Below are 23,552 nucleotides of genomic sequence, written 5' to 3'. Positions count from 1 at the left end.
CTCTTCCCCAAAAGGGGAGAGCTCTTTTTATTTCATAGAAAATAGCTTTCCTATGAAATAAAAACGTTCCTTACTTTGCTGGGGTGTGCTTACATGATATAATTATCAGTATATTAGACAAGATGTTTGACTATTTGGAGGGGGAAGCATGAGTCAGTTACAGGATATGGGTAGACAGGTAATTGCCAATAATGAAAAGACCGCTGATACAATCTATCAGAGAAAGCCGGGCGGTCCGGAGATGATTGCTCCTGTTATGAGGCTTCTTGTGACATTTACCGAGCTTCTGGTTCAGAGCGGCAAGGCAGATGCTGAGCATATGAAACAGATGCAGGAATGGCAGACAGATTTTGCAAGGCTTGCAGAAGCCAATCAGCAGCAGGATTTCATTTTGGTTGCAGATATTCTTCATCATGATCTGAATCGTGAAATTGAGGAATGGATTAAGAAGTAAGTCATATTTTTATGGGGGAGACTGACTTGATTCACAAAGAAGAAGCCTTGCGAAATAGAAATTTCGCGGTCTTTCAGGAAAGGTACGGCTTTAAACCTGAGAAAGGCAGTAAAGAGGATATTTTATACAGAATGGAAGAGGCTTCTGATGGGGAGCCTGTTCTTTTTATCAGGAATGCCATGCCCTCGGGAGACTTAAGGCTTAACAGTTCCTATTCGCCGACCTATGAGGCGATGGTCTGGGCTAGAGGACGGGATGAGCAGTCCAGAAGAACCATTATAATTCTGTGCGGATTTTCTACGGGAGTGTTTCTTGAAGCTCTTGTAAAACAGATGCGCCCTGATACGGAAATTTATGTCTATGAGCCCAATCAGTCTCTTTTTTCATTTGTATGTTCCTATACAGATTTATCTGATCTGATCGAGAATCCAAGAATTCATCTTTTTATAAGTGAAAAGCAAATAAATACAATGACAGATGTCATTCACAATATGGTAATCAGCAATAAGCCTGAGATTATAGGAATAGTAACGCCATTTTATGCTGCAGATACAAGATTTCACAGTATCTGTACGCAGATAGGTGATCTTAGCATAGCACTTAGAAATTATAAGATGACAAGAGGCAGGAATGCCCTGAGATGCAGAATACATGCCTGGAATCATTTGGAAAAAGAGCATGTTTTATCCGATTTTAAGATGGAAAACATAGCAGATTATTCGGCGGTTATTGTTGCAGCAGGTCCTTCACTTAAGAAAAACGCATATCTGCTTAAGAGACTAAAGGGCAGAGCTCTTATTTTATCTACCGACAGAGCACTTGATACTCTAAAAGAAAACGGAGTTATTCCGGATGCGGCTATATCTGTTGATGCTGAGAAAAGTGCAGATTTTTTGGAATATGCCATAAAAGAAAACATACCTGTGATTTCTTCGTACCAGTTAAATATTGATGCACAGGAGAAGTTATCAGAGAAGCTTGTTTTCTTTGACGAAATAAGCTATGAGAGGAGTCTGCTTGGCAGGAGTTTTTCATCATCTCCCATAGACATGGGCGGTAATGTGGCGGGTGCTGCATACAGTGTGCTTCGAATAATGGGCTTAAAAAAAATTATCCTTGTGGGACAGGACCTGGCATACCTTGAAGGGAAACATCACTCTGATGACAGGGGTGATGGCATGGATGAAATAAATGATGTTGAAGAGATACCAGGTATAAACGGTGATACTGTTCAAAGTACCAGGATGTGGATAAAATACAGAGATTTCTATGTGCGGCAGATAAAAATGCATCCTGAGATAGAGGTGATCGATGCCACGGAAGGCGGTGCTCTTATTGAGGGCTCGAAGATCATGACCTTAAGTGAAGTGGTTTATGATATTGAGAAAAGTGGTAAAGCGGCTGACTTCGAGAGGCATTTTAAGGACCTTCCGCCTGCGATAAAACCGGAAACGGGACACAGAATCAGAGAAATTATTAGCGATTGGACAAGGCAGCTGGGTGAGATAAGTGAAATATCAGGGGAGCTTTATGCTCTTTGTGAACAGTTATCTGAAATAACAAGGCAACAGGGGATAAAATCACAGGAAGCCGGAGATAAGCTTACAAGGCTGGATGAACTAAGAAAAAAGATATTTCAAATGGAAATGAATAATCTGCTTGAGGAATACTGGGTGGAGGATATGTATTTAATTCCTCCGAAAGTGTTCTATGTAAGAACTGATGAGGAAGCATTGGAAACCTTCAGCGAGGCAGCAGCATACTATAAGGTTTTGAAAGAAGATGCTTTAAGTTTGCGACAGGCACTTGAAGAATGAATACCAATCACTGAAAAATCGAATGCTTACACAGTTAATGGTATATGGTATAATTTTTTGTATAAAATCGAAAACTTTAGGTAACCTAATATGTTTTATGAGGGGAGCATGATTAGTAAATTACGTAAGGATGAAGGCATAAGGGAGCTGAATTTTTCAGCATTTGAAGCCCGATATGGAGTAAGACCAAAGATTGACCCGGGAGAAGATAATAAGTACCTCATGGATACAGCAAGAAACGGGGAGCCTGTATTGCAGATAAGAGGTGTTTTGAACGGTGCAGATCTTCGGTTAAACAGTAGCTATGATCCATCCTATGAAGCAGGGAGACTTGCTGATAAACAGGAAGTTCCCAAAAGGCGCACTACAATTGCCCTTATGGGATTTGGTAATGGAATATATCTAAGGAAACTGATTGACAAGTTTCGCCTTGATACAATGTTCTTCGTATATGAGCCGGAAGAATCATTGTTCTCTTTTGTCTGTGCATTTATAGATATTACAGACATCATCAGACACAATCGTGTGGAATTTTTTATAAATAATGAACAGCATAAAGCTATGGCGGATAGAATGATAAAAGATCTTGGTAGTTTTAAACCGGAGACGATCTGCCTATTTTCTCCGTTTTATTCAAATAACGCAGAGTTTGATCATATATGTCATGAACTTGAAGCAGCCATGGCTTCGGCAGGGGATTTTCAGAGAGAACGAAGCAGAACTGCTCTTAAGTGCAGAATGTATGCCTGGAATCACATGAGAAACAACATGCTGCTAACAGAACTAAAGGGGAGGCTACCTTCTGATATTACGGCAATCATAGTTTCTGCCGGTCCGTCTCTTAATAAGAATGTCGAGGAACTTAAGAAAGTAAAAGGGCACGGGTTTATCATGTGCACCGACAGAGCACTTAGCGTACTTGATAAGCATGGTATAGAGCCGGATGTAATTGTCTCTATGGATGCGGAGAAAAGTCCCGATTATCTAAGAGCTGATGTATCAAAGAACGCATATCTTCTCTGTTCATATCAGACAAATAGCGAAACGCAAAAAATATTTGACGGTAGATGCATTTATTTTCATACCCTCAGATATGAGAGGACACTATTTGGAGAAAAGGCAGGTACAAGCGTTGCTGATCTGGGTGGCAATGTGGCAGGCGGATGTTTTGTTATATGTCAGCTGCTTGGAATTAAAAATATAGTACTTATCGGACAGGATCTGGCTTTTACAGGAGGCAGGCATCACGCAGATGATAAAGATGAGGGGAATCCTGATATCAAAAAAAGGTTAGTGCCCGGAATAGATGGTAACCCTGTGGAAACAAATGAGATGTGGATAGGGTTCAGGGATTTCTTCGAAAGACAAATAGGAATGAATCCGCAACTGAATGTGATTGATGCTACAGAGGGCGGTGCAAAGATAGAGGGAACCGGAATAATGAAGTTTAGCGAGGTTGCCGATATTCTTAAAGATAAGACTTTTGATCCAAAAGCTGTATTTGATGGAATGAATAAAGCCCAGACGGATGAAGAATATACCCGGATGAGAGAGATAATCAAATCCTGGATAGACGATCTTGACATGATATCGAAAAATGCGGGGGCACTTTCAGAGATATGCAGTCAGCTCCTGAAGGCTGCCAAGTATCACGATATAAACGATCTTAAGTATTCAAAGAAAAAGAAGATGCTAAGCGATCTAAAGATAGAAATACATCGGACAGTTGCTTATTCAATGCTGGAGCATTGTTGGGTGAGAGATCAGTACAGCATACCTGATATGGTTTTGTTTTTGAGAAACAATGAAGAGGCTATTCCGGTATTGGATTCAGCAATGAAGTTTTATGAAGCATTGCCGGAAGATTGCAGAAGTCTTAAAAAATGTCTTGAAGAATCAATAATGTAAAGAGGACAGATTCTATGGGAAATGTAGTAGATAACACCTTTGAAAAAAACGAAGAGTTAAGAAAAGTAAATCTTACGCTTTTTAAAGCCAGATTTGATGAGGAAATTCAGATAGATCCGGATGAAGATAAGAAATACAGAATGGAACGCGCAGAAAACGGAGAGCCTGTGCTGTATATAATTGGTGCTGCTGGCGGCGCTGATCTTAGATTAAACAGTACCTACAATCCCTCATATGAAGCTGAAAGATGGGCTGAAAAGCAGGAACTAGAACATCGTAGGACCACTATAGCTCTTATGGGATTTTCCACAGGAGTTTTCCTTAAGGCGCTTATGAAAAAGCTTCGTCCTGACACGGTTTTCTTTGTAACAGAGCCTATAGAGTCGCTGTTTGCTTTTGTTTGTGCATATGTTGATATGACTCCATTTTTATCAGAGGGAAGAATCAATTTTGCAATAACTGAAAAACAGAAGAATCATCTTGCTGATGACATGATCCATGATGTTGCGACATTCAGACCGGAGACCAAGGGAATTATTACTCCATTTTATTCAACTAATGAGAAGTTTGAGAAGCTCTGCGAGGAAATCGCAATAATGATGGATTCTACCACCAACTATCAGAAGGATAGGGGGAGAAATGCTCTTCGCTGCAGGATGTATTCATGGAATCATATGAGAAATGCTTATTTGCTTGGAGATTTAAGGGACAGAATCCCAAGTGACATACCGGTGATCATAGTTTCTGCAGGACCTTCTCTTGCGAAAAACGTAGAAGTACTTCGCAAGGTTAAGGGCCATGCATTTATTCTGTGTACTGACAGAGCATTGCTGGTACTTGAAAAATATGGCATTGTTCCTGATGCATGTATTTCCCTGGACGCTGAGAAAAGTCCGGATTATATGCGGGTTAAGGTTGCTGAGAATATTCCGGTAATATGCTCTTACCAGTTAAATATCGGTAGTCAGAAACTTTTTAATGACAGAAGAATTTTTTACCATGCACTTGCCTATGAGAGAAGCCTTATAGGTGAAAAGGTTGTGGCACAAAACGGCCTTGATCAGGGCGGAAATGTAGCGGGAGGAGCGTTTACTGTATGCGAATTCCTGGGAATAAAGACTGTCATTTTCATTGGACAGGACCTTGCTTTTCTGGATGGCAAACATCATGCAGACGGTAAAAACGACGGTGTTCCTCAGCTTGATGTCAAAGAGATCAAAGGTATAGACGGCGGAACGGTAAAGAGTAATGATATGTGGATTGGCTTCAGAAATTTCTTCGAGCGTCAGATAGCAATGCATCCTGAAATGCGAGTGATAGATGCTACTGAAGGCGGAGCATATATCGAAGGAACAGAGATAATGACACTGGAAGAGGTGTCAGAAAAAGTCTGCACCGGCAACTACGATCTTAGAAAGATATTTGACGATCTGCCAATAGCAGAAACAGATGAAGAGTATTTGGAGACAGTAAAGAGAGAGGAAAAGTGGATTGAGGACCTTGATATGATAGCTGGGAACTCGGAAGAACTTGCTTTACTTAGCAAACAGCTCCTCAGAATAAGCAAATATCAAGATATTACGGATCCTAAACACAAGAAAAAGCTAAATAAAATGGATGCACTTAGAAGTGAAATATACGGCACGCTAATCAATACATTGATGGAAGAGTTTTGGATTGAAGACTTATATTCAATCCCTGATTATACCTTTATGGTTCGTAATAACGAGGAGGCTGCATCGGTATTTGAAAGTGCTCTTAAGTTCTTTGAGCATTTTCCGGAGGATTGCAGGAGCTTGAAGAAGGAACTTCAGGAAGCAATAGATATAGGAAAAGCTGACTGGGAGAAGGAAAAGGCAGAGAATGCTTAATGAATTACTTAAGCCGGATGAAGAATTGCGGCAAAGGAATTTTCATGAATTCGAATTAAAATATGGTTTCATGCTTAGTGCAGATGAAGAAGAGGATACACACTACCAGATGAGAGAAGGGGCTTTCGGTGAACCGGTAGCTTATGTTTTTGCGGGCAATACTGGTTGGGTCAGAGTAAATAGTTTGTACAGCCCCTCATACGAAGCAGACAGGTGGAGTAGAGATTTTAGCGATGGCTGCAGAAGATGCGCAGTGGCAATTTATGGAATGTCGACAGGCGTATATCTAAGAGCACTGACGTGTTCATTAAGACCTGATATCGAATATTTTTTGTATGAGCCCTTAGAAGATTTCTTTTCCTTTGTATGTGCCTACGTGGATCTTACGGAAATCATACGTAATCCTAAGGTGAAACTATATATTAAGGAGGAACAGAAAGCCTGCTATTTCAGGGATGTTCACAAAGAACTTGTGCAGTTTAAATCAGAGCTTAAAGTAATTGTAACTCCTTTTTACATTAGAAACGAAGCTTTTAGAGAAGCGTGCGATAAGCTTCAGATAAGTAAAAGCTACGATAATTCCTTTGTTAGAGAAATGGGCAGAAGTGCCTTGAAGGCAAGATTATATGCTTGGAATCATATGCGTTTTGCTTTCCTTTTTCCGGATTTTGCAAAACTAATTCCGGAAGGAACTCCTGCTATAATAGTATCTGCGGGACCATCTCTACATAAAAATATTGAAGTGCTTAAAAGAATAAAAGGACATGGGTTTATTGTCTGTGTAGACAGAGCTATTAGAGTTTTGAATGAGTATGGAATTGTTCCTGACACTATAGTATCTGTGGATCCTGAAATAGATGTTTCTTTTCTTAAATGTGACATAGCTCGGAACGTGCCTTTGATTGCTTCATATCAGGCATGTATAGATGTACAGGAACTATTTAAGAACAGAATTATATATTTTCAGGGACTTGTTTATGAGAATGGGCTTATAGGAGAGAAGTCCGGTGCAACCCTAAGCGGTATAGATTATGGTGGAAATGTTGCTGGAGCGGCATTTTGCGCATGCAGGGATATTGGGATAAAAACTATTGTGTTGATTGGGCAGGATCTTGCATATCTTGATGGTAAAACGCATGCGGATGACACGGACACTGGCGAACGGAATATGGATGTTTTAATGGTAGAAGGAATAGATGGTAAAGAGATTGCGACTACTGTTGCCTGGAACACTTTCCGCCATTTTTTTGAAGAACAGATAAAAGCCCATCCGGAGATCAGAGTTATAGATGCCACAGAGGGAGGGGCTTTAATTCAAGGGAGTGAAATAAGAACGCTTGATAGTGTAGCGGATGAATTTTCTGAATGTGGTTTTGAAATGAAAATCAGTAATGATGTTATTCCAAAAGCACAGACAGTTGAAGAATATCTAAAAACTAAGAGTATGCTTGAGGTTTGGCTTAAGGTTTTGGATATATTTGTAGATAATGCAAAAGAAATCGTGAAGGTATGCAATTTGTTTTTGGAATCAATATCAAGATCAGATGTTGCAGATGAATATAACAAAAAACTTATAAAATATCTTGCAGATCTGAGAGAAGAAATATTTTCATCCGTTGTTAATTTTATGATGGAGGAACTTTGGATAGAGAATACTGATTCTATACCTGATCATGAGATAATTATAAGAAATAATTTGGAAGGTGAAATTGTTATTGGCAGAGAAAGAGAATACTTTTCTGCTTTTCAGAATGATTGCGCGGTTTTAAAGGAAGAAATCGTTGCAGCTATAAATGTAGGTATAGCAGATAACGCATAAGGTTATCAGGAAGAATTGGGGGTTAGAGATGTCTGTTGAGAGTTTATTACAATATGCGTTTGACAGGTTTGATGAGAACAACTATGACGAGGCTGTAAAAGCCTTTATTGCAGCGCATATTGCATCAGAAGATATTGGACAGAAAGCAGACATTTTTGAGGTAGTCTATGAAAACTTCATAAAGCCCAACGAAGAAGAATTTAAAAATGCATTTTCCGAGAATATGAAAATTCTTATAGAACGTGGAATACTTAAAAAGGAAGATGTTCCGGATTTTGACAATAATTCTCTTTTAATGGTGCCCGTATCTGACACTACATATTATGTTTGGAGTAAACCTGAAAATAAATTCTACAGCGGACAGCATTATGATTTTACTGTTGAAGATACCAGTGATGTATACAGATCCATAGATTCAATAATAATAGATGGTTTCTCCAATCTGAAAATGATTTTGGACGTTACGACAAAAGAAAGATTTAAGCATGAATACATAGTGCTTGATGATGCAGATAGCAGGAACGGATTCTTTTCTTTTTTCATGATTCCGGGAGTTGCACAGCAGCTTGATGATGCTGTTATGATTTTTTTGGACAGGCAGGAGTTGATTGATTATCTGTACGAGACGGGAAATTATATCCCGCGTACGATTAAATCTGCATCCGGCTACGACTATGCGGAAGATATGTCCGGGCTTCATAAGAAACGTATATCAGAAGAAAAGAAAAATAAGCCACTGGTAGCTATAACGATTCCGACCTTTAATAGAGGAAAGATTGCGCTTGAAAATGTTAAGAGATTACAGGGGCTTCTATATGATGAAGAAGTAGAGTTTATTATATGTAATAATTCTTCAAAAGAAGAGTCTGAATATTATGAGGAGATTGAGAAATTATCACATACGGACTCAAGAATAAAATATTGTGTTAAATCATCGGAGTGTTTTAGGGACAGCCTCATAAATGTACTTGAATTCGATGATGCTGAGTTTTCTCTGTTCTGTAGTGATGAGGATTATCTTATTCACGAGAATTTCGGGTATGTGCTTGAGGTAATAAATAAAAATCGTGATCAGGGGGTTATCTGTTTTGGCGTTGTTGGCGTAGGATATTATCTTGATAAAGAACTATACCAAGTGCCTGGTGTCAATGGACTGCAGTCAGGATTTGGATGTACATATCTGACTGGCATATGTCTAAAACCGGACGATGTAAGGAAAGACAAGCTTATCGAGAAGTTCAGCAAATATAAAGAAAATATATATTATGTATATTACACACACTGTGTTTATACGGCTTATCTTGGTCATAAGAGCGGCATATATACGCCAAATATTCCCTGTTTCTATGACAGTGTGGGTGATGTTTTGCACAATAAAGAAAGAGAAAAGCTAACAACTCCTCCTGAACATGTAACATTGGATAACAGACTGGAGCAGACAAAAGCTTTGATTGAAATACTTATAGGTATGAATCTGACGATAGAGGAAATTCTTAATGGTATTTTGAGTACTTTTCTGAATCTGTATATGAGGGTAAGAATAGCCTACGGATATTACTATCAGGAGATGGAAAAGCTATATACCTGGGATGCAGCATGTGATAAGATCAATGACTTATATAGAAAATTGGCTGATGAATTAGAGGAACGTGGAGTACTGAGCGAAGACGATGTGCTTCTTTTGACTCTTCATTATAATAAAAGTATAGAAAAAGAAATGGCAAACAGGCCGGTTGATTATCGAAATATAGTAAAAATTGAAGAATAAAATATTTTTTTGAAGAAATTATTCAAGGCGAAGATGCGCATAAATACTGCGCTTTTTCGCCTTTTTCATCAATTTCGGAAACAATTTGAAATAAAAATTCAAAAAAATTTCAAAAAAGGGGTTAAGGAAACAAAAAAGCGAACGATATATAAAGTGTAAAGAATAAAAAACATCGTCAAGGATGATCGATGTGGGAGCGCACTCAACTTAATAAGTAACTATTATTTTGAAACAAAGTATCAAGCAGCAGGCTCGGGCTCTACGGATTAGAGGGAGAGACTGCACCCACATGGAGGTATAATATGGTTATCCAGCATAATTTGACGGCGATGAATTCTAATAGAATGCTTGGCATTACAACAGGTACCCAGGCAAAATCTTCAGAAAAACTTTCCTCAGGTTACAAGATCAATAGAGCAGCAGATGATGCAGCAGGATTGTCCATCAGTGAAAAGATGAGAAAGCAGATGAGAGGTCTTGACAGAGCATCAACCAACGCTGACGATGGTGTAAGCGCAGTTCAGACAGCTGAAGGTGCACTCACAGAAGTACACGATATGCTGCAGAGAATGAACGAGCTGGCAGTACAGGCAGCCAACGGTACAAACAGTAAGAGCGACCGTGATGCCATCCAGAACGAGATCACACAGCTTACAACTGAGATCGACAGAGTTGCAGAGACCACAAAGTTTAACGAGACCTTCCTTCTTAAAGGTGGTACCGGAAACTATAACAAATACATGGTTGCACATGATGCAGGTTTGAACGGAACAGTTGCAGATCTTGGCGTAAGCGCAACATTCACAACATACATTAAGTCCAGTGAGGATATCAAGATTGCAGGTATCAACTATCACATGTACAACAAGAATACAGATACAATCGGATATCTCCAGGGCGGAATTTCAGCAGCACTGGCAGCAGGATCATCCGTAACAATCAACGGAACAACATACGTAAGAGCAACAAGCTCATACGATACTACAACAGATGTATTCAAGGTTGGCGATCAGGAATACACACTTGAAGAGATAAAGGCAATGGTAGTAGATGGTGCTCAGGTTAGAATCCCTGCAGGTATCCAGAACGGAACAGGAAGTACCAGAGTAGCAGCAAATGCATCCATATCTACAAACATCACAGTATCAGTAGCTATCGCTAAGATGACAGAAGCTCTTAAGCAGGCTAACCTGATCGGTGTAGATAATAACAAAGTAGGCATGGTTAAGGTAGGAATTCAGGCTTCTACTACACTTAATGGTGTAACCAATGACGAGAAGAAATATACCTTCTCCATCTCAAAGGGAACAGCTAAGGTAGCTAAGGATCTCGGTCTTCAGCTTCATGTAGGATCTGACGCAGACATGACAAACAAGATCATGATGAACGTACAGGTTATGAACGCAGCTAACCTCGGAATCCAGAACCTTACAGTAACCGACAGCCTTGGAATTTCAGCTACTTACGCAATAGACGCCATCGAAGATGCTCTCAAGGTAGTATCAGAACAGAGATCTGAACTCGGTGCTATCCAGAACAGATTAGAGCACACAATCAAGAACCTGGACAACGTAGTAGAGAATACAACAGCAGCAGAGTCCAGAATCCGCGATACAGACATGGCAGAAGAAATGGTTACCTACAGCAAGAACAACATCCTCGCACAGGCAGGACAGTCAATGCTGGCTCAGGCAAACCAGAGTACACAGGGTGTTATGTCACTCCTTCAGGGCTAATAATAAAACTGATAATCAAAATCAAAACTTCAGGGGCACCTTCCAAAACCGGAGGGTGCCTCTTCTATTTAAATTATTCGTAATTCCGTTTATAATTATATGTAGTGTTTACTTTTTTATGAGGGATCGCGATGGAAAACATAGTTATGATTGGCGGCGGTGGTCATTGTAAATCGGTGATAGATGCGGCGCTACGGTCAAAGAGATTTGGAAAAATTTTCATAACGGATGTAAACCTTAAGCCCGGAGATGAAATCTTTGGATGTGAGGTTGTGGGCACAGATGATGTTCTTCCAAAGCTTTTTGAGGAGGGAACCACCAAGGCCTTTATTACGGTTGGATTTGTAAAGCCCAGCGGCCTTAGAAGTAAACTGTTCTATCTTGCTAAGGATATGGGATTTTCTTTTCCCAATATTATTGACCCTTCAGCTGTGGTGTCTGCCAATGCAAAGCTTGGAACAGGCATATTTGTTGGCAAGAATGCAGTTATAAACGCAGGTGCAACTGTAGGCGATAACGTGATAATCAACACCGGTGCCATAGTTGAGCATGACAGTGTGATCGGTGATTTTGCTCACGTAGCTGTGGGGACAAAGGTTTGTGGAGAATGCAATGTAGGCGCCAATACTTTAGTAGGAGCAGGTGCCACTATTCTTCAGGGTGTTAAGGTTGGAAGCGATGCGATCATCGGCGCAGGTGCAGTTGTTCTAAAGGATGTAGGGACCCAGTGTACTGCAGTTGGAATGCCTGCCAGAATTCTAAGGGGCTGGAACTGATATTGACGAATGATATTTAATGATATAATATGATATTAAGATATATATAATGATTGGCATTGATATGCAGTGATGCAAATCATTATCATTTGCCTATCAGTTTTATAGCAGATGCAGGAGGCTTCCATGACTATCGAAGAGATGAACAGGATCAAGGATTCAAGGGGATATAGTTTTACCCAACTTTCGGATTACACCGGGGTCCCGGTGGTTACACTGCAGAGAATTTTTTCCGGCAATACCAAAAATCCCAGGAAGGCTACACTTGATGCTATTGAGAAGGTGCTTGAGGGAGATGAATCCAAATATTTTGGCAAGGCATATTCCTATGAGCAAAGTAGCGTTATTTTTTCCGATAGGTGTGAGAAGTCATCAGATCTGGCGGAGAGTTCACCATCTTATGGGAGTAAGAAAAATGGTGAATATACTGTGGAAGATTATTATGCGCTACCAGAAGATCAGTGGGTTGAACTGATAGATGGTGTTTTCTATGACATGACAGCACCAAGACCTGTTCATCAGATAATTAGCAGTGCTGTGTTTAATGCAATATATAACTTCATACGATCCAATAAGGGCGATTGCATACCATTGTATTCCCCCATTGACGTGCAGCTGGATTGTGATGACAGGACCATGGTTCAACCGGATGTGGTAATTGTTTGTGATGAAGATAAGATTAGGGATAGGGTAATCTATGGTGCGCCGGATTTTGTTTTGGAGATATTATCACAATCTACGCGTAGAAAAGATATGTTCATCAAATCTGAGAAATATTGTAATGCCGGTGTGAAGGAGTATTGGATGATAGATCCTAAGAAGAGGGTTTTGATCGTATACAACTTTAAGGATGAAGACGTTACACCTGAGATTATGCCACTTGAAGGAGATTATCCAATGAATATCTTTGATGGCAAACTCAGGATAGATTTGGAAGAGGTGAATCAGATTATAGAAAGATTCTCAAAATAAAGCAGGGCTGGCAGTGGATTTTCCATGAATAAGATAGCTTTGGAGGTTCGGATGGCAAATAGAGTTTTGATCATTGCAGAGGCAGGAGTTAATCATAACGGTTCCCTGGAACTTGCCAAAAGACTTGTAGATACTGCAAAGGAGTGCGGCGCGGATATAGTGAAATTTCAGACTGCGAAGATATCAAGTCTGGTTTCTAAGATAGCGCCAATGGCTGAGTACCAGAAAAAGAATATTGGAAAAGAGGAGTCACAGAAGGAGATGCTTTCAAAGCTGCTCCTTCCTTTTGATGATTATATTGTTCTGTCTGATTACTGCAAAGAGGTGGGCATAAAGTTTTTATCAACTCCATTTGATGTTGAGAGTATAGAGTTCCTTGATCCCCTTCTTGAAATCTGGAAGATTCCATCCGGTGAGATTACCAATTATCCATATCTTGTAAAGATAGCAAAGACTGGGAAAGACATAATACTTTCCACCGGAATGTGCATGATGCGGGAAGTAGAGGATGCAGTTAAAGTATTACAAGATAATGGTTCAGGAAAAATCACAATTTTGCATTGTACTACAAATTATCCTACCCCAATGGAGGATGTGAATTTAAAAGCCATGCTCACACTTAAGGAGCGTTTTGGGTGTGATGTCGGGTACTCGGATCATACGAGAGGTATCGAAGTACCGATAGCTGCGGCAGCTCTTGGAGCAACAGTTCTCGAGAAGCATTTTACTTTGGATAGAAATATGGAAGGCCCTGACCATAAAGCAAGTCTTGAACCTGATGAGCTTCGCGATATGGTACAGGCTGTACGGAATATTGAAATAGCTCTTGGAACCGGAGAAAAGGAACCGACAGAAGCGGAGCTTAAAAACAGATTGGTTGCAAGAAAGAGCATAATTGCGGCAAGAGACATAAAAAAGGGTGAACTTTTAACTGAAGATAATCTCACCACCAAAAGACCAGGTAACGGTATATCGCCCATGAAATGGAATGAAGTAACAGGTACAAGTGCGATCCGGGATTTTGCAGAGGATGAGCTTATAGAAATATGATTTTTATTTTGCAGGTATGCGTTTTGCGAGGCCTGATAATACATTTACAATGACAGGAGTAGATGTGTATGAAAACTTATGAAAATAAAAAGCTGCTTATACTTGGTGGTAACTTTGAGACCATGCAGCTTGTAGAATGTGCCAATAACCTTGGCATAAAAACCATTGTTACCAGCAATGTACTGGATGAGCCTTCCAAGAAAATCGCATGGAAGGCAGCTGATGTTGATGGAATGGATGCACCTGCTCTCATTGCATTTGCCAATGAAGAGAAGGTTGATGGCGTGCTTGTGGGTGTTGCTGATACCCTGGTTCCATACTATTGCAAGGTTTGTGATGCCCTTGGACTTCCCTGCTATGCAACTCAGTCCATCGTGGATGTTTTTTCATATAAAGATATTTTCAAGACTACCTGCGAAGAATATGGCATACACGGAATTCCTGATTACTATCTTGATGAGTCCTTTAAAAGAGAGGATCTGGACAGGATAAAGTATCCCGTAATGGTGAAGCCTGTGGACAGCTCCAGCGGCAAAGGAATAGTTAAGGTGGAATCTGAGGCTGAGCTAAAAAGTGCTGTTGAGTATGCATTATCTTTTTCCAAGAGCAAAAGATTTATTGTGGAAAGATATATGGACTGCGATGATATGGGTATTTATTACACCTTCAAGGATGGATATTGCAGTGCATCATGTGTTTACGACCGCTATGCCAGCACCGAGCAGGCCGGAGTATCGAGAGTCTGTCTTGGCGGAACCTATCCTTCCAAGCATATAGATGAATACTATCAGCGCATGCACGACAATGCGGTGAGGATGTTCCATGGAATCGGAATCAGGGACGGAATCCTTATGCTGTCTGCTTTCTATAAAGATGGTGAGTTTTATGTCTATGATACCGGCTTCAGACTTCAGGGAGAGGCACCGCATCTTTTACTTAATGCTATACATGGATACGACCAGAGGAAAATGCTTATAGATTTTGCCCTTACAGGAAAAATGGGAGACGTTGATCTTCAGAAGGTTGATGATCCAAGGTATGGCGGAAAATGGGCTGCAACCATCTGGTATCTTCTTAAGGAAGGAACCATAGGTAAAATCGAAGGACTTCCCGAAAAAGAGGATGAGGTTGTAGTTGCAATAGGCAAAAGATTCAACGAGGGCGATGAGGTATTGCCTGAGTGGATTGGCACAGAGAGACAGGTTCTTGCCAGATTATATCTTGTTTGTAACAGCAAGGAAGAGCTTGCCGAGAAAATAAAGTACTATCAGGATACAGTAAAAGTAACCGATATAAATGGTAATAATATGCTGCTTAAGGGCTTTGATGTGGATAAAGCGCTGCAGCTATAATTAAAAGCCGGGTAAACTGAATGTATCAGCAGTCAGGTACCAGGGAATAATTAGTCAGAACAATGAGGGGATATATGTCAGAGCTTAGACTGGATGACAAAGTAATTGTTATATCCGGTGGAACCAAGGGCGTCGGCCGTGCTGCAGCTGAACAGTGCGGAAGATGTGGCGCCAAAGTGGTCATCGGAGGACGTGATAAAGTAGCTGCCAAAAAGACTATTCGAACCATTAAGGCTTTTGGCAGTGAAGCTATATTTGTTTATACGGAGCTTGAAAAAACAGAAGACTGCAGGAAGCTGTTTGAGGAAGCCATGAAAAAATATGGTAAGGTGGACGGCTTTTTGAACTATGCAGGTGTTACGCCGGTATCACCCCTTGATACATGCACGGAAGAAACATTTAATCATGTCTTTGATGTCAATTTCAGGGCGGCGTTTTTCTGCTGTCAGGCTGCAATTGAGTGTATGAGGGAAAATGGAGGCGGCTCCATTATACTGGTTGGTTCGGCTCATGCCTGGGGCGGCCAGAAGGACAGGGCAGCTTATGCATGTTCAAAAGGTGCACTTCTCACTCTTATGTCCCATATAGCACATAATTATGCTTCTGAGCAGATCAGGTGCAATTATCTGACTCTTGGCTGGACTCCCACAGAGGGAGAGGTTGCACTTAGGAAAAGCCAGGGAATGACTGAGGCTGAACTGAGGCAGCAAGCAGCTGGCATACTTCCAATGGGCCGTATGCTTGAGCGAACAGATTATCTTGACGCAATAATCTATATGTTATCTGATGCATCAAGTATGATGACAGGCAGTGAATTCAGAATCACAGCAGGGGAGTATATTTAATGATGAAAAATATTATGTATGTACCATGAATATTGGCGACATGGGAGGCGGTGCAGGAATATTGTGATAGTTATTGTATTTCTTATGTTCCAATAGCGGATGTGGCAGGATCAGTAATAATTACAAAGTAGGTGTCTGGATTAGGGATTATTTCGGCTTGGATAGTTTTTCCAATAGTCTACAAAGCCATCGCCAAACACCAAAGTTCCGGATAAAGATGATTTTTTATGGAGAAACTGCTCATAAAGTGATCTGTTGCGGAAGCAAAACCACATTTGGGCATCTACGTTGTAAATGCAGCCCTTGAAACCAAATTCGTTATAAAGCCTGGACATTGCCTCATTTGAATAAAAGGTGCAATGAGTTGAAAGATAATAGAACCATTCGGGATCATGAGGAACTTCTTCGCAGATGAGAGTATGAAACGCAAAGATTCCACCTTCATTTAGAAAAGAGAGCACTTCAAGCAGCTCGCCTTTGCCCCGGAGATGCTCAAGAACTGCGGAAGAAAGTACAAGGTCAAATTTTGTTGCAGACATTTCTGCATCTGTCAGGTAATCGGGCCTGTCTAGATCCAGGTATTTGTCGTACTTTTTTAGAATAGCAAGAGATGTAGAATTATCATTGTCAGATAAGGACGTTTCTGAAGTAATATCCCCGGACAGCTCACGGTTAACATAATCTGCAAGTCGGCCATCGCCGCACCCATAATCCACACACTTTTTATCCATGCTAAAAAGACCGGATCTGAAAATGCTTACCAGCATATCTTTTTGTGCATTAATTCTTTTTATCCAGTGAGGGTCATCGGAATCCTCATCAATTCCCTGCTTGGGAATATGTATTTCGGCATTTAAGTCTGAATACTGTGACGAGGGCATGTCATAGATTGTTTTTGCCAGAACCAGGCCGCAATCAGGACATTTTACGTACTCGCAGACCTTTAGATTCCTGGTTTGGAATTCCTTGGAACATAATGGAAACATTTTGCGTCCGCACACATAACAGATCATTATGAATATCCCTCCCACATAAGATTTTCATTTAACTGACTATATAATTTTATCATATTAGGAGCAGTGCGATAGCAGGTCGTGGAAAATTAGGGATTGCGGAAAACGTTTTCTTGTGTTATGATTTTTCATATCGCAGAGAAAACGTTTTCTGCATTTTTTATGCAGGGTTGGAAGATAGGAATATATTTAAAAGCCATATCCGAAATAATTATGGCGGAAAAGGAGAAAGTATGAGTCAGCATACAAATTTACAGCAGGATGTACTTGTTACTAACATGGAAGAAGCTATTTCTGAGATTTCAAATCAGAAATATGGAAAGGGCCTTAAGGACTTAACAGATAAGGAGACCTATTATGTTCTTCTTGAGTATACAAGCCGTCTTATGAAGGTTGCACCTATCGAAGCAGGTGAGAAGAAGATTTATTATATTTCAATGGAGTTTCTTATTGGTAAGCTTCTTTCCAATAACCTTATTAACCTTAGAGTATATGACAAGGTGAATGAGATTCTTGAAAAGAACGGTAAGAATCTTGCACAGATCGAAGAGTGCGAGCCGGAACCTTCACTTGGTAACGGCGGTCTTGGAAGACTTGCAGCATGCTTCCTTGATTCAATAGCTACACTTGGACTTGCAGGAGAGGGTATCGGACTTAACTATCACTTCGGACTTTTCCGCCAGGTATTCAAGGATAACCTTCAGACAGCAGAGAAGGATTCATGGATCGAGGATGAGTCCTGGCTTGAGAAGACAGACACCACTTTTGATGTATGCTTCGGCAAAAAGAAGGTTACTTCAAGACTCTACAATATGAACGTTGTGGGCTATGACACAGGTGTTAATAAGCTCAGACTTTTCGATGTTGAGTCAGTTGACGAGAGCCTTGTTGAGAAGGGCATCACTTTTGATAAGAAGGAAATCGAGAAGAACCTTACTCTTTTCCTTTATCCCGATGACTCTGATGAGGCAGGTAACCTCCTTAGAATCTATCAGGAGTATTTCCTTGTTTGCAACGCAGCACAGCTCATTTTGAGAGAGCAGAAGGAACGTCAGTATGACCTTCACGAGCTTTACAAGCATGCAGTTATTCAGATCAATGACACTCATCCCACAATGATCATCCCTGAGCTTATCAGAATCCTTGTTGAAGAGAAGGCATTCTCAATGGATGATGCTATCGATGTAGTATCTAAGACCTGTGCTTACACAAACCACACAATCCTTGCAGAAGCGCTTGAGACATGGCCTCTTAAGTATCTTGAGAAGGTTGTTCCTCAGCTTGTTCCTTATATCAAGGAGCTCGATAAGAGAATCCGTGCAAAGGTTAAGAATCCTGATGTACAGATCATCGACAAGGATAAGAAAGTACACATGGCATTTATTGATATCCACTATGGCTTCTCAGTAAATGGTGTTGCTGCTATCCATACAGAGATTCTTAAGAACTCTGAGCTTAATGATTTTTACAAGCTTTATCCTGAAAAGTTCAATAACAAGACAAACGGCGTAACCTTCCGTAGATGGCTTCTTTCCTGTAACCATCCGCTTGCAGATTTCATTTCTGAAAAAATCGGTGATGGCTTTAAGAAGGATGCCAATAAGCTTGAAGATCTCCTGAAGTTCATGGATAATCAGGAAGTACTTGATAAGATCGCTGATATCAAGTTCCAGAAAAAGGAAGAGCTTGCAGCTTATCTTAAGAAAAAAGAGAATGTAGAAGTTGACCCTAACTCTATTTTTGATATTCAGGTTAAGAGACTTCATGAGTATAAGCGTCAGCAGATGAACGCTCTTTACATCATTCATAAGTACCTTGAGATCAAGGGTGGTAAAAAGCCTGTACGTCCTATCACATTTATTTTTGGAGCAAAGGCTGCACCTGCTTATGTAATCGCTAAGGACATCATCCACCTGCTTCTTTGCCTGCAGGAGATCGTGAATAATGATCCCGATGTATCTCCTTACATGAAGGTCATCATGGTTGAGAACTATAATGTTAGCTATGCTGAGAAGCTCATTCCTGCTTGTGATGTATCAGAGCAGATCTCACTGGCATCTAAGGAAGCTTCAGGAACAAGTAACATGAAGTTCATGCTTAACGGTGCAGTTACTCTTGGTACAGATGATGGTGCTAACGTTGAGATTCATGATCTTGTTGGTGATGAAAACATCTACATTTTCGGTATCAGTGCAGATGAGGTTATTGAGCACTACAAGAAGGCTGATTATGTCTCAAAGGATTACTACAAGAAGAGCAAGGTTGTTAAGGAGGCTGTAGACTTCATTACTTCCAAGCAGTGCCTTGCAGTAGGCCACAAGGAGAACTTAAAGCGTCTCCAGGACGAGCTCCTTAATAAGGACTGGTTCATGACACTTATTGATCTTGAGGATTATATCAGAGAAAAGGATCTTATCTTTGCTGATTATGAAAATCGTGATAAGTGGAAGAGAATGATGCTTAAGAATATTGCTAAGGCAGGATTCTTCTCATCAGACAGAACAATTGAAGAGTACAACAGAGATATCTGGAAGCTCAGATAATTATTTGATCTATATGCCCGCAAATCATTTTGAATAATGGTTTGCGGGCTATTTGTTTATAGTAAATTCATAAGAGAAATGAAGCCATGTGCATTATAATATAAGTAAGAAACAGTATTGTTAACGGTAGATGATTTTATAATTTGCCGTAGAAACGGAGGTTTCTTATGAGCATGGGAGAAATTTTGAATTATCTGCAGGGAACAAGTGATATTGCTGTGGCCCTTAGACTTATTCTTGCAACTGTTCTCGGAAGCCTTGTGGGATGGGAGAGAATCGCCACCCATCATAGCGCAGGAATCAAGACTTTTTCTCTTGTAAGTCTTGGGTCCGCTGTTGCGACTTCACTTAATATTTATCTTGCAATGATGCCCGGACTAACCTCTGATGCAGCCAGAATTTCAGCAGGGGTTGTAAATGGAATAGGTTTTCTTGGCGCAGGAACGATTCTTGTAACCGGCAGAAAACAGATAAAAGGATTATCCACCGCTGCTACACTTTGGGTAACAGCCTGCATGGGCATGGCAATAGGTGCCGGATACCTGGCAGTTGGAATCACAGCATTTATACTTATTGTCTTTACAAATATAGTCCTTCTTCATCTAAGTAACAGTGTTGAATCCCATAGTCAGTACCTGAGCATTTATATAGAAGTAAGTAAGGAACGCGGTGTCACTGAGCTTCACAGGTTTATTTCCGAAAAGGGATTTGTGGTAATGAGTATGAATAAGAGTAAGGATAAGACCATACTTCCGTCGGATACAGGGCTTATCATCAATTTAAAACTGGATAGCTCGGCATCTCATCATGAGATTTTAAAGCTTTTTAATAAGCTTGATTATGTCACTTATGTTGAAGAGGTCTGATCAAATTATGATATAATTAAAATACGTTTAAAATCACAATTTTCTTAAGGAGGAAAAAGTTCATGGCACGAAAAGTAGTTTTAGCGGGAGCTTGCAGAACAGCAATTGGTGTTATGGGAGGTGCTCTTAAAGACATCTCTGCTCCTGATCTTGGTACAATTGTTATTAAGGAAGCATTAAAGCGTTCAGGTGTTAAGCCGGAACAGGTGGATGAGGTATACATGGGATGCGTAATCCAGGCAGGCACAGGACAGAACGTAGCCCGTCAGGCAGCAGTGAATGCAGGAATTCCTGTAGAAGTACCTGCTACAACAATAAATGTACTTTGTGGATCAGGTCTTCATTGTGTTAATCTTGCAGCAAAACTTATTTCAATGGGTGATGCTGATATTATCGTTGCAGGCGGCACAGAGAATATGTCCAGAGCTCCTTATGCACTTCAGAATGCGAGATTTGGATATCGCATGAACAACGGCGAGCTTATCGATACAATGATCAAAGACGCTCTTACTGATGCTTTTGGCGGTTTCCACATGGGTATTACTGCTGAGAATATCTGTGATCAGTGGGGACTTACCAGAGATGAGCTTGATGAATTTGCTGCAAATTCACAGCAAAAATGTGAAAAGGCTCAGGCTGAAGGAAAGTTCGATGAGGAAATAGTTCCTGTTGAGGTAAAGGTTAAGAAGGAAACAGTTCTCTTTGCAAAGGATGAGGGCCCAAGAGCAGGTGTTACCAAGGAGAGTATCTCCAAGCTTCGCCCTGCTTTCAAGCCTGATGGAATGGTTACTGCTGCTAACTCTTCAGGTATCAACGATGGCGCTGCAGCTATAGTTGTAATGAGTGAGGAGAAAGCCAAGGAGCTTGGTGTTAAGCCTATGGCTACATGGATTGCAGGTGAGCTTGCAGGTGTTGAACCTCGCATAATGGGTATCGGACCTGTAGCAGCTACTAAGAAGACCATGGCTAAAGCGGGATATCAGATTTCTGACTTTGATCTGATCGAGGCAAATGAAGCATTTGCTGCACAGTCAGTTGCTGTAGGTAAGGAGTTGGGCTTTGATCTTAGTAAGCTCAACGTAAATGGTGGAGCAATCGCTCTTGGTCACCCTGTTGGATGTTCCGGATGTCGTATCCTTGTAACTCTTTTATATGAGATGCAAAGACGCGATGCGAAGAAGGGACTTGCTACACTTTGTGTAGGCGGCGGAATGGGTGCTGCTGCAATTGTTGAGCGTGATTAAAGAGGTTTTATGAAGGTTAATCTTGGACGAGGCTTTGGTCCCCTGGATTTTGATGAAAATGGAAGATTTTTCTCGCTTTTCCCTGAGAATCTTCCGTATATGGACGACGACTTTGAAGGCGATGATTCAGATTACATGGTCTATGTTGATGCTGAGCTTGTTGAGGCTGTTTGCAATGCGGGCCTTGACTTCAATCAGTTTCTTGTAGAGGATGTAGAAGGCCGCCGTGAAATGTTGGAAGAAGCCGGAGTAGATCCTAATCAGTTCGATCTGGATTTTGATCATGATGTCAGAGAGCGCCTTGAGGAAGAGGGACTCCTTGGGGATTATGATGAGGACTTCGAAGACGAATATGATGATGAGTATGATGACGAATTCGAAGACGAAGAAGATCCTGATGAAGACTTCGATGATGAGGATGATGACTACAATGAAGATGGCGACGACTTCGAAGATGAAGATGATGATTTTGAAGGCGACGACGATTATCCGGATGATGATGACAGAAATGGTAATTCCGGGGATACTTTTTTTGGCAATCTGAGATAACTTCAATCAGAATATTTAAATCAGTAATATGCGCTACAGGCAGTAATTATGCTGCTTGTAGCGCTTTCTTTATGCCAATAATTAAAAAATATAAAAAAGCACTTGCATAACCTGTTAGCCTATGCTAATATAACCATGTTAGCAGTAGCTAACCAAGACAAAAGGTTATGCTGTTAATAGATGACATATATATAGTCATAAGAAATCTCCTACCTGAAAAACCCGCGTCTTGCCAACGCGGGTTTTCTTTAAGTGATCACCTGGCGAGGTGTTTTCGAGCCTGGTGAATAACTTAGTTCGATCGAGCTAAGCGAGAGTCGAACTTCCTTATTTAATTATAACTCGTGTGCGTGCATAATACCTCGAACTGACTGTTCGAGCTCGGGCAAAAGTTCGTCCAGAGGAAGAGGCTGCTTGTGAATGATGGAGCTGTATCCGGCAGAACTTACCATTTCTACTATCATGAACATCATGAGCTCCGGATTATGATACTTAACCTCGGATTCCTCAAACATCTCTGTCATTATATGTAGGATATCTGTTTCGGTATCCTCTCCGTCAGTAGTCATAGCTTCCTTGAACAGTGCCCAGCTAAGATCCTTATATATAAGAGTGAGAAGCATATGATTTTCAGCAAGCTCAATAAGGATATGCTTCATCATAAAAATGATCTTATCCTCGGCAGTATGAAGGTCTTCTTTTAACAGATCATCATAGGCAGCACTAAAAAGCTGGTTTGACTTTTTGGCAATAAGTCTGTTCCTTATATCATACTTGTCCTTGAAGTACAGATAGAAGGTACCCTTTGCCACACCGGCTTTTTTTACAATATCAGATATTGAAGTCTGATTGATTCCCTGTGAAGTAAACAACTCAAAGGAGGTGTTTAACAAAGAATCTCTTTTTAATTTCTTATTAGCATCCCATTTTCCCATAGCTTTATCCTATCACAACTACATTCATTTACAT

18 protein-coding genes are annotated in these 23,552 nt (G+C 40.5%); 16 read left to right on the top strand and 2 right to left on the bottom strand.

The features are described from left to right. The first annotated feature begins 148 nt into the window (after positions 1 to 148). From G603_RS0117475 to G603_RS0117420, 12 genes are all read left to right on the top strand, one after another. Positions 149 to 454: a hypothetical protein gene (locus G603_RS0117475; protein WP_026671010.1), complete on the top strand. Its 306-nt coding sequence runs from the start codon at positions 149 to 151 to the stop codon at positions 452 to 454. A gap of 26 nt (positions 455 to 480) precedes the next feature. Next, positions 481 to 2,271, top strand: coding sequence for a motility associated factor glycosyltransferase family protein (locus tag G603_RS0117470; RefSeq protein ID WP_026671009.1), 1,791 nt, complete (start codon positions 481 to 483; stop codon positions 2,269 to 2,271). Between the two features lie 108 nt (positions 2,272 to 2,379). Next, positions 2,380 to 4,179, top strand: a complete 1,800-nt coding sequence (locus G603_RS0117465) for a motility associated factor glycosyltransferase family protein (protein WP_026671008.1) — start codon at positions 2,380 to 2,382, stop codon at positions 4,177 to 4,179. Between the two features lie 14 nt (positions 4,180 to 4,193). Beyond that, entirely contained in the window at positions 4,194 to 6,050 is a 1,857-nt protein-coding gene (locus tag G603_RS0117460) for a motility associated factor glycosyltransferase family protein (protein ID WP_026671007.1), read from the top strand. Beyond that, positions 6,043 to 7,869, top strand: a complete 1,827-nt coding sequence (locus G603_RS0117455; RefSeq protein WP_026671006.1) for a motility associated factor glycosyltransferase family protein — start codon at positions 6,043 to 6,045, stop codon at positions 7,867 to 7,869. Before G603_RS0117460 ends, G603_RS0117455 begins: the two co-directional genes overlap by 8 nt. A 28-nt stretch (positions 7,870 to 7,897) precedes the next feature. Continuing rightward, complete coding sequence (locus G603_RS0117450; protein ID WP_026671005.1) at positions 7,898 to 9,637, top strand: hypothetical protein; 1,740 nt, start codon at positions 7,898 to 7,900, stop codon at positions 9,635 to 9,637. A gap of 302 nt (positions 9,638 to 9,939) precedes the next feature. Next, positions 9,940 to 11,373: a flagellin N-terminal helical domain-containing protein gene (locus G603_RS0117445; protein WP_026671004.1), complete on the top strand. Its 1,434-nt coding sequence runs from the start codon at positions 9,940 to 9,942 to the stop codon at positions 11,371 to 11,373. 131 nt (positions 11,374 to 11,504) lie between these two features. Further along, positions 11,505 to 12,149 carry an acetyltransferase gene (locus G603_RS0117440; RefSeq protein ID WP_026523440.1) on the top strand — a complete coding sequence of 215 codons (645 nt, stop codon included), beginning with the start codon at positions 11,505 to 11,507 and terminating at the stop codon, positions 12,147 to 12,149. A 126-nt stretch (positions 12,150 to 12,275) separates the two neighbouring features. Further along, complete coding sequence (locus tag G603_RS0117435; RefSeq protein WP_026671003.1) at positions 12,276 to 13,121, top strand: Uma2 family endonuclease; 846 nt, start codon at positions 12,276 to 12,278, stop codon at positions 13,119 to 13,121. 51 nt (positions 13,122 to 13,172) lie between these two features. Then, positions 13,173 to 14,171, top strand: coding sequence for an N-acetylneuraminate synthase (gene neuB, locus G603_RS0117430; protein WP_026671002.1), 999 nt, complete (start codon positions 13,173 to 13,175; stop codon positions 14,169 to 14,171). Between the two features lie 68 nt (positions 14,172 to 14,239). Beyond that, positions 14,240 to 15,523 (top strand): ATP-grasp domain-containing protein, encoded by a 1,284-nt coding sequence (locus tag G603_RS20950; RefSeq protein ID WP_051197472.1) that lies wholly within the window; start codon positions 14,240 to 14,242, stop codon positions 15,521 to 15,523. A 74-nt stretch (positions 15,524 to 15,597) separates the two neighbouring features. Continuing rightward, positions 15,598 to 16,368, top strand: a complete 771-nt coding sequence (locus G603_RS0117420; protein ID WP_026671001.1) for an SDR family NAD(P)-dependent oxidoreductase — start codon at positions 15,598 to 15,600, stop codon at positions 16,366 to 16,368. Positions 16,369 to 16,508: 140 nt separating this feature from the next. Here the strand turns inward: G603_RS0117420 and G603_RS0117415 are convergent, their stop codons facing one another. Continuing rightward, a complete protein-coding gene (locus tag G603_RS0117415; protein ID WP_026671000.1) occupies positions 16,509 to 17,381 on the bottom strand; it encodes a methyltransferase domain-containing protein in 873 nt (290 codons plus the stop codon). 233 nt (positions 17,382 to 17,614) lie between these two features. Here G603_RS0117415 and G603_RS0117405 point away from each other — a divergent pair, with 233 nt between their 5' ends. The 4 genes from G603_RS0117405 (at position 17,615) to G603_RS21785 (ending at position 22,583) form a co-directional block, all read left to right on the top strand. After that, complete coding sequence (locus tag G603_RS0117405) at positions 17,615 to 19,924, top strand: glycogen/starch/alpha-glucan phosphorylase (protein ID WP_081669972.1); 2,310 nt, start codon at positions 17,615 to 17,617, stop codon at positions 19,922 to 19,924. Positions 19,925 to 20,091: 167 nt separating this feature from the next. After that, the gene (locus G603_RS0117400) at positions 20,092 to 20,790 is read left to right on the top strand and encodes an MgtC/SapB family protein (RefSeq protein ID WP_026670998.1); all 699 of its coding nucleotides are present in this window, start codon (positions 20,092 to 20,094) and stop codon (positions 20,788 to 20,790) included. A gap of 62 nt (positions 20,791 to 20,852) precedes the next feature. Further along, entirely contained in the window at positions 20,853 to 22,034 is a 1,182-nt protein-coding gene (locus tag G603_RS0117395; RefSeq protein WP_026670997.1) for an acetyl-CoA C-acetyltransferase, read from the top strand. Between the two features lie 9 nt (positions 22,035 to 22,043). Then, positions 22,044 to 22,583, top strand: a complete 540-nt coding sequence (locus G603_RS21785) for a hypothetical protein (RefSeq protein ID WP_051208070.1) — start codon at positions 22,044 to 22,046, stop codon at positions 22,581 to 22,583. A 335-nt stretch (positions 22,584 to 22,918) separates the two neighbouring features. Here G603_RS21785 and G603_RS0117385 read toward each other — a convergent pair whose 3' ends face one another. Further along, on the bottom strand, positions 22,919 to 23,518 hold the full coding sequence (locus tag G603_RS0117385) for a TetR/AcrR family transcriptional regulator (RefSeq protein WP_026670996.1): 600 nt from the start codon (positions 23,516 to 23,518) through the stop codon (positions 22,919 to 22,921). Positions 23,519 to 23,552 lie beyond the last annotated feature (34 nt).

Source organism: Butyrivibrio sp. AE3006 (assembly GCF_000424165.1).
In the GTDB taxonomy this organism is placed as follows: Bacteria; Bacillota; Clostridia; order Lachnospirales; family Lachnospiraceae; genus Butyrivibrio.
Note: the sequence above shows the minus strand (reverse complement) of the source record. Positions and strands in the feature narration are given on the sequence as shown.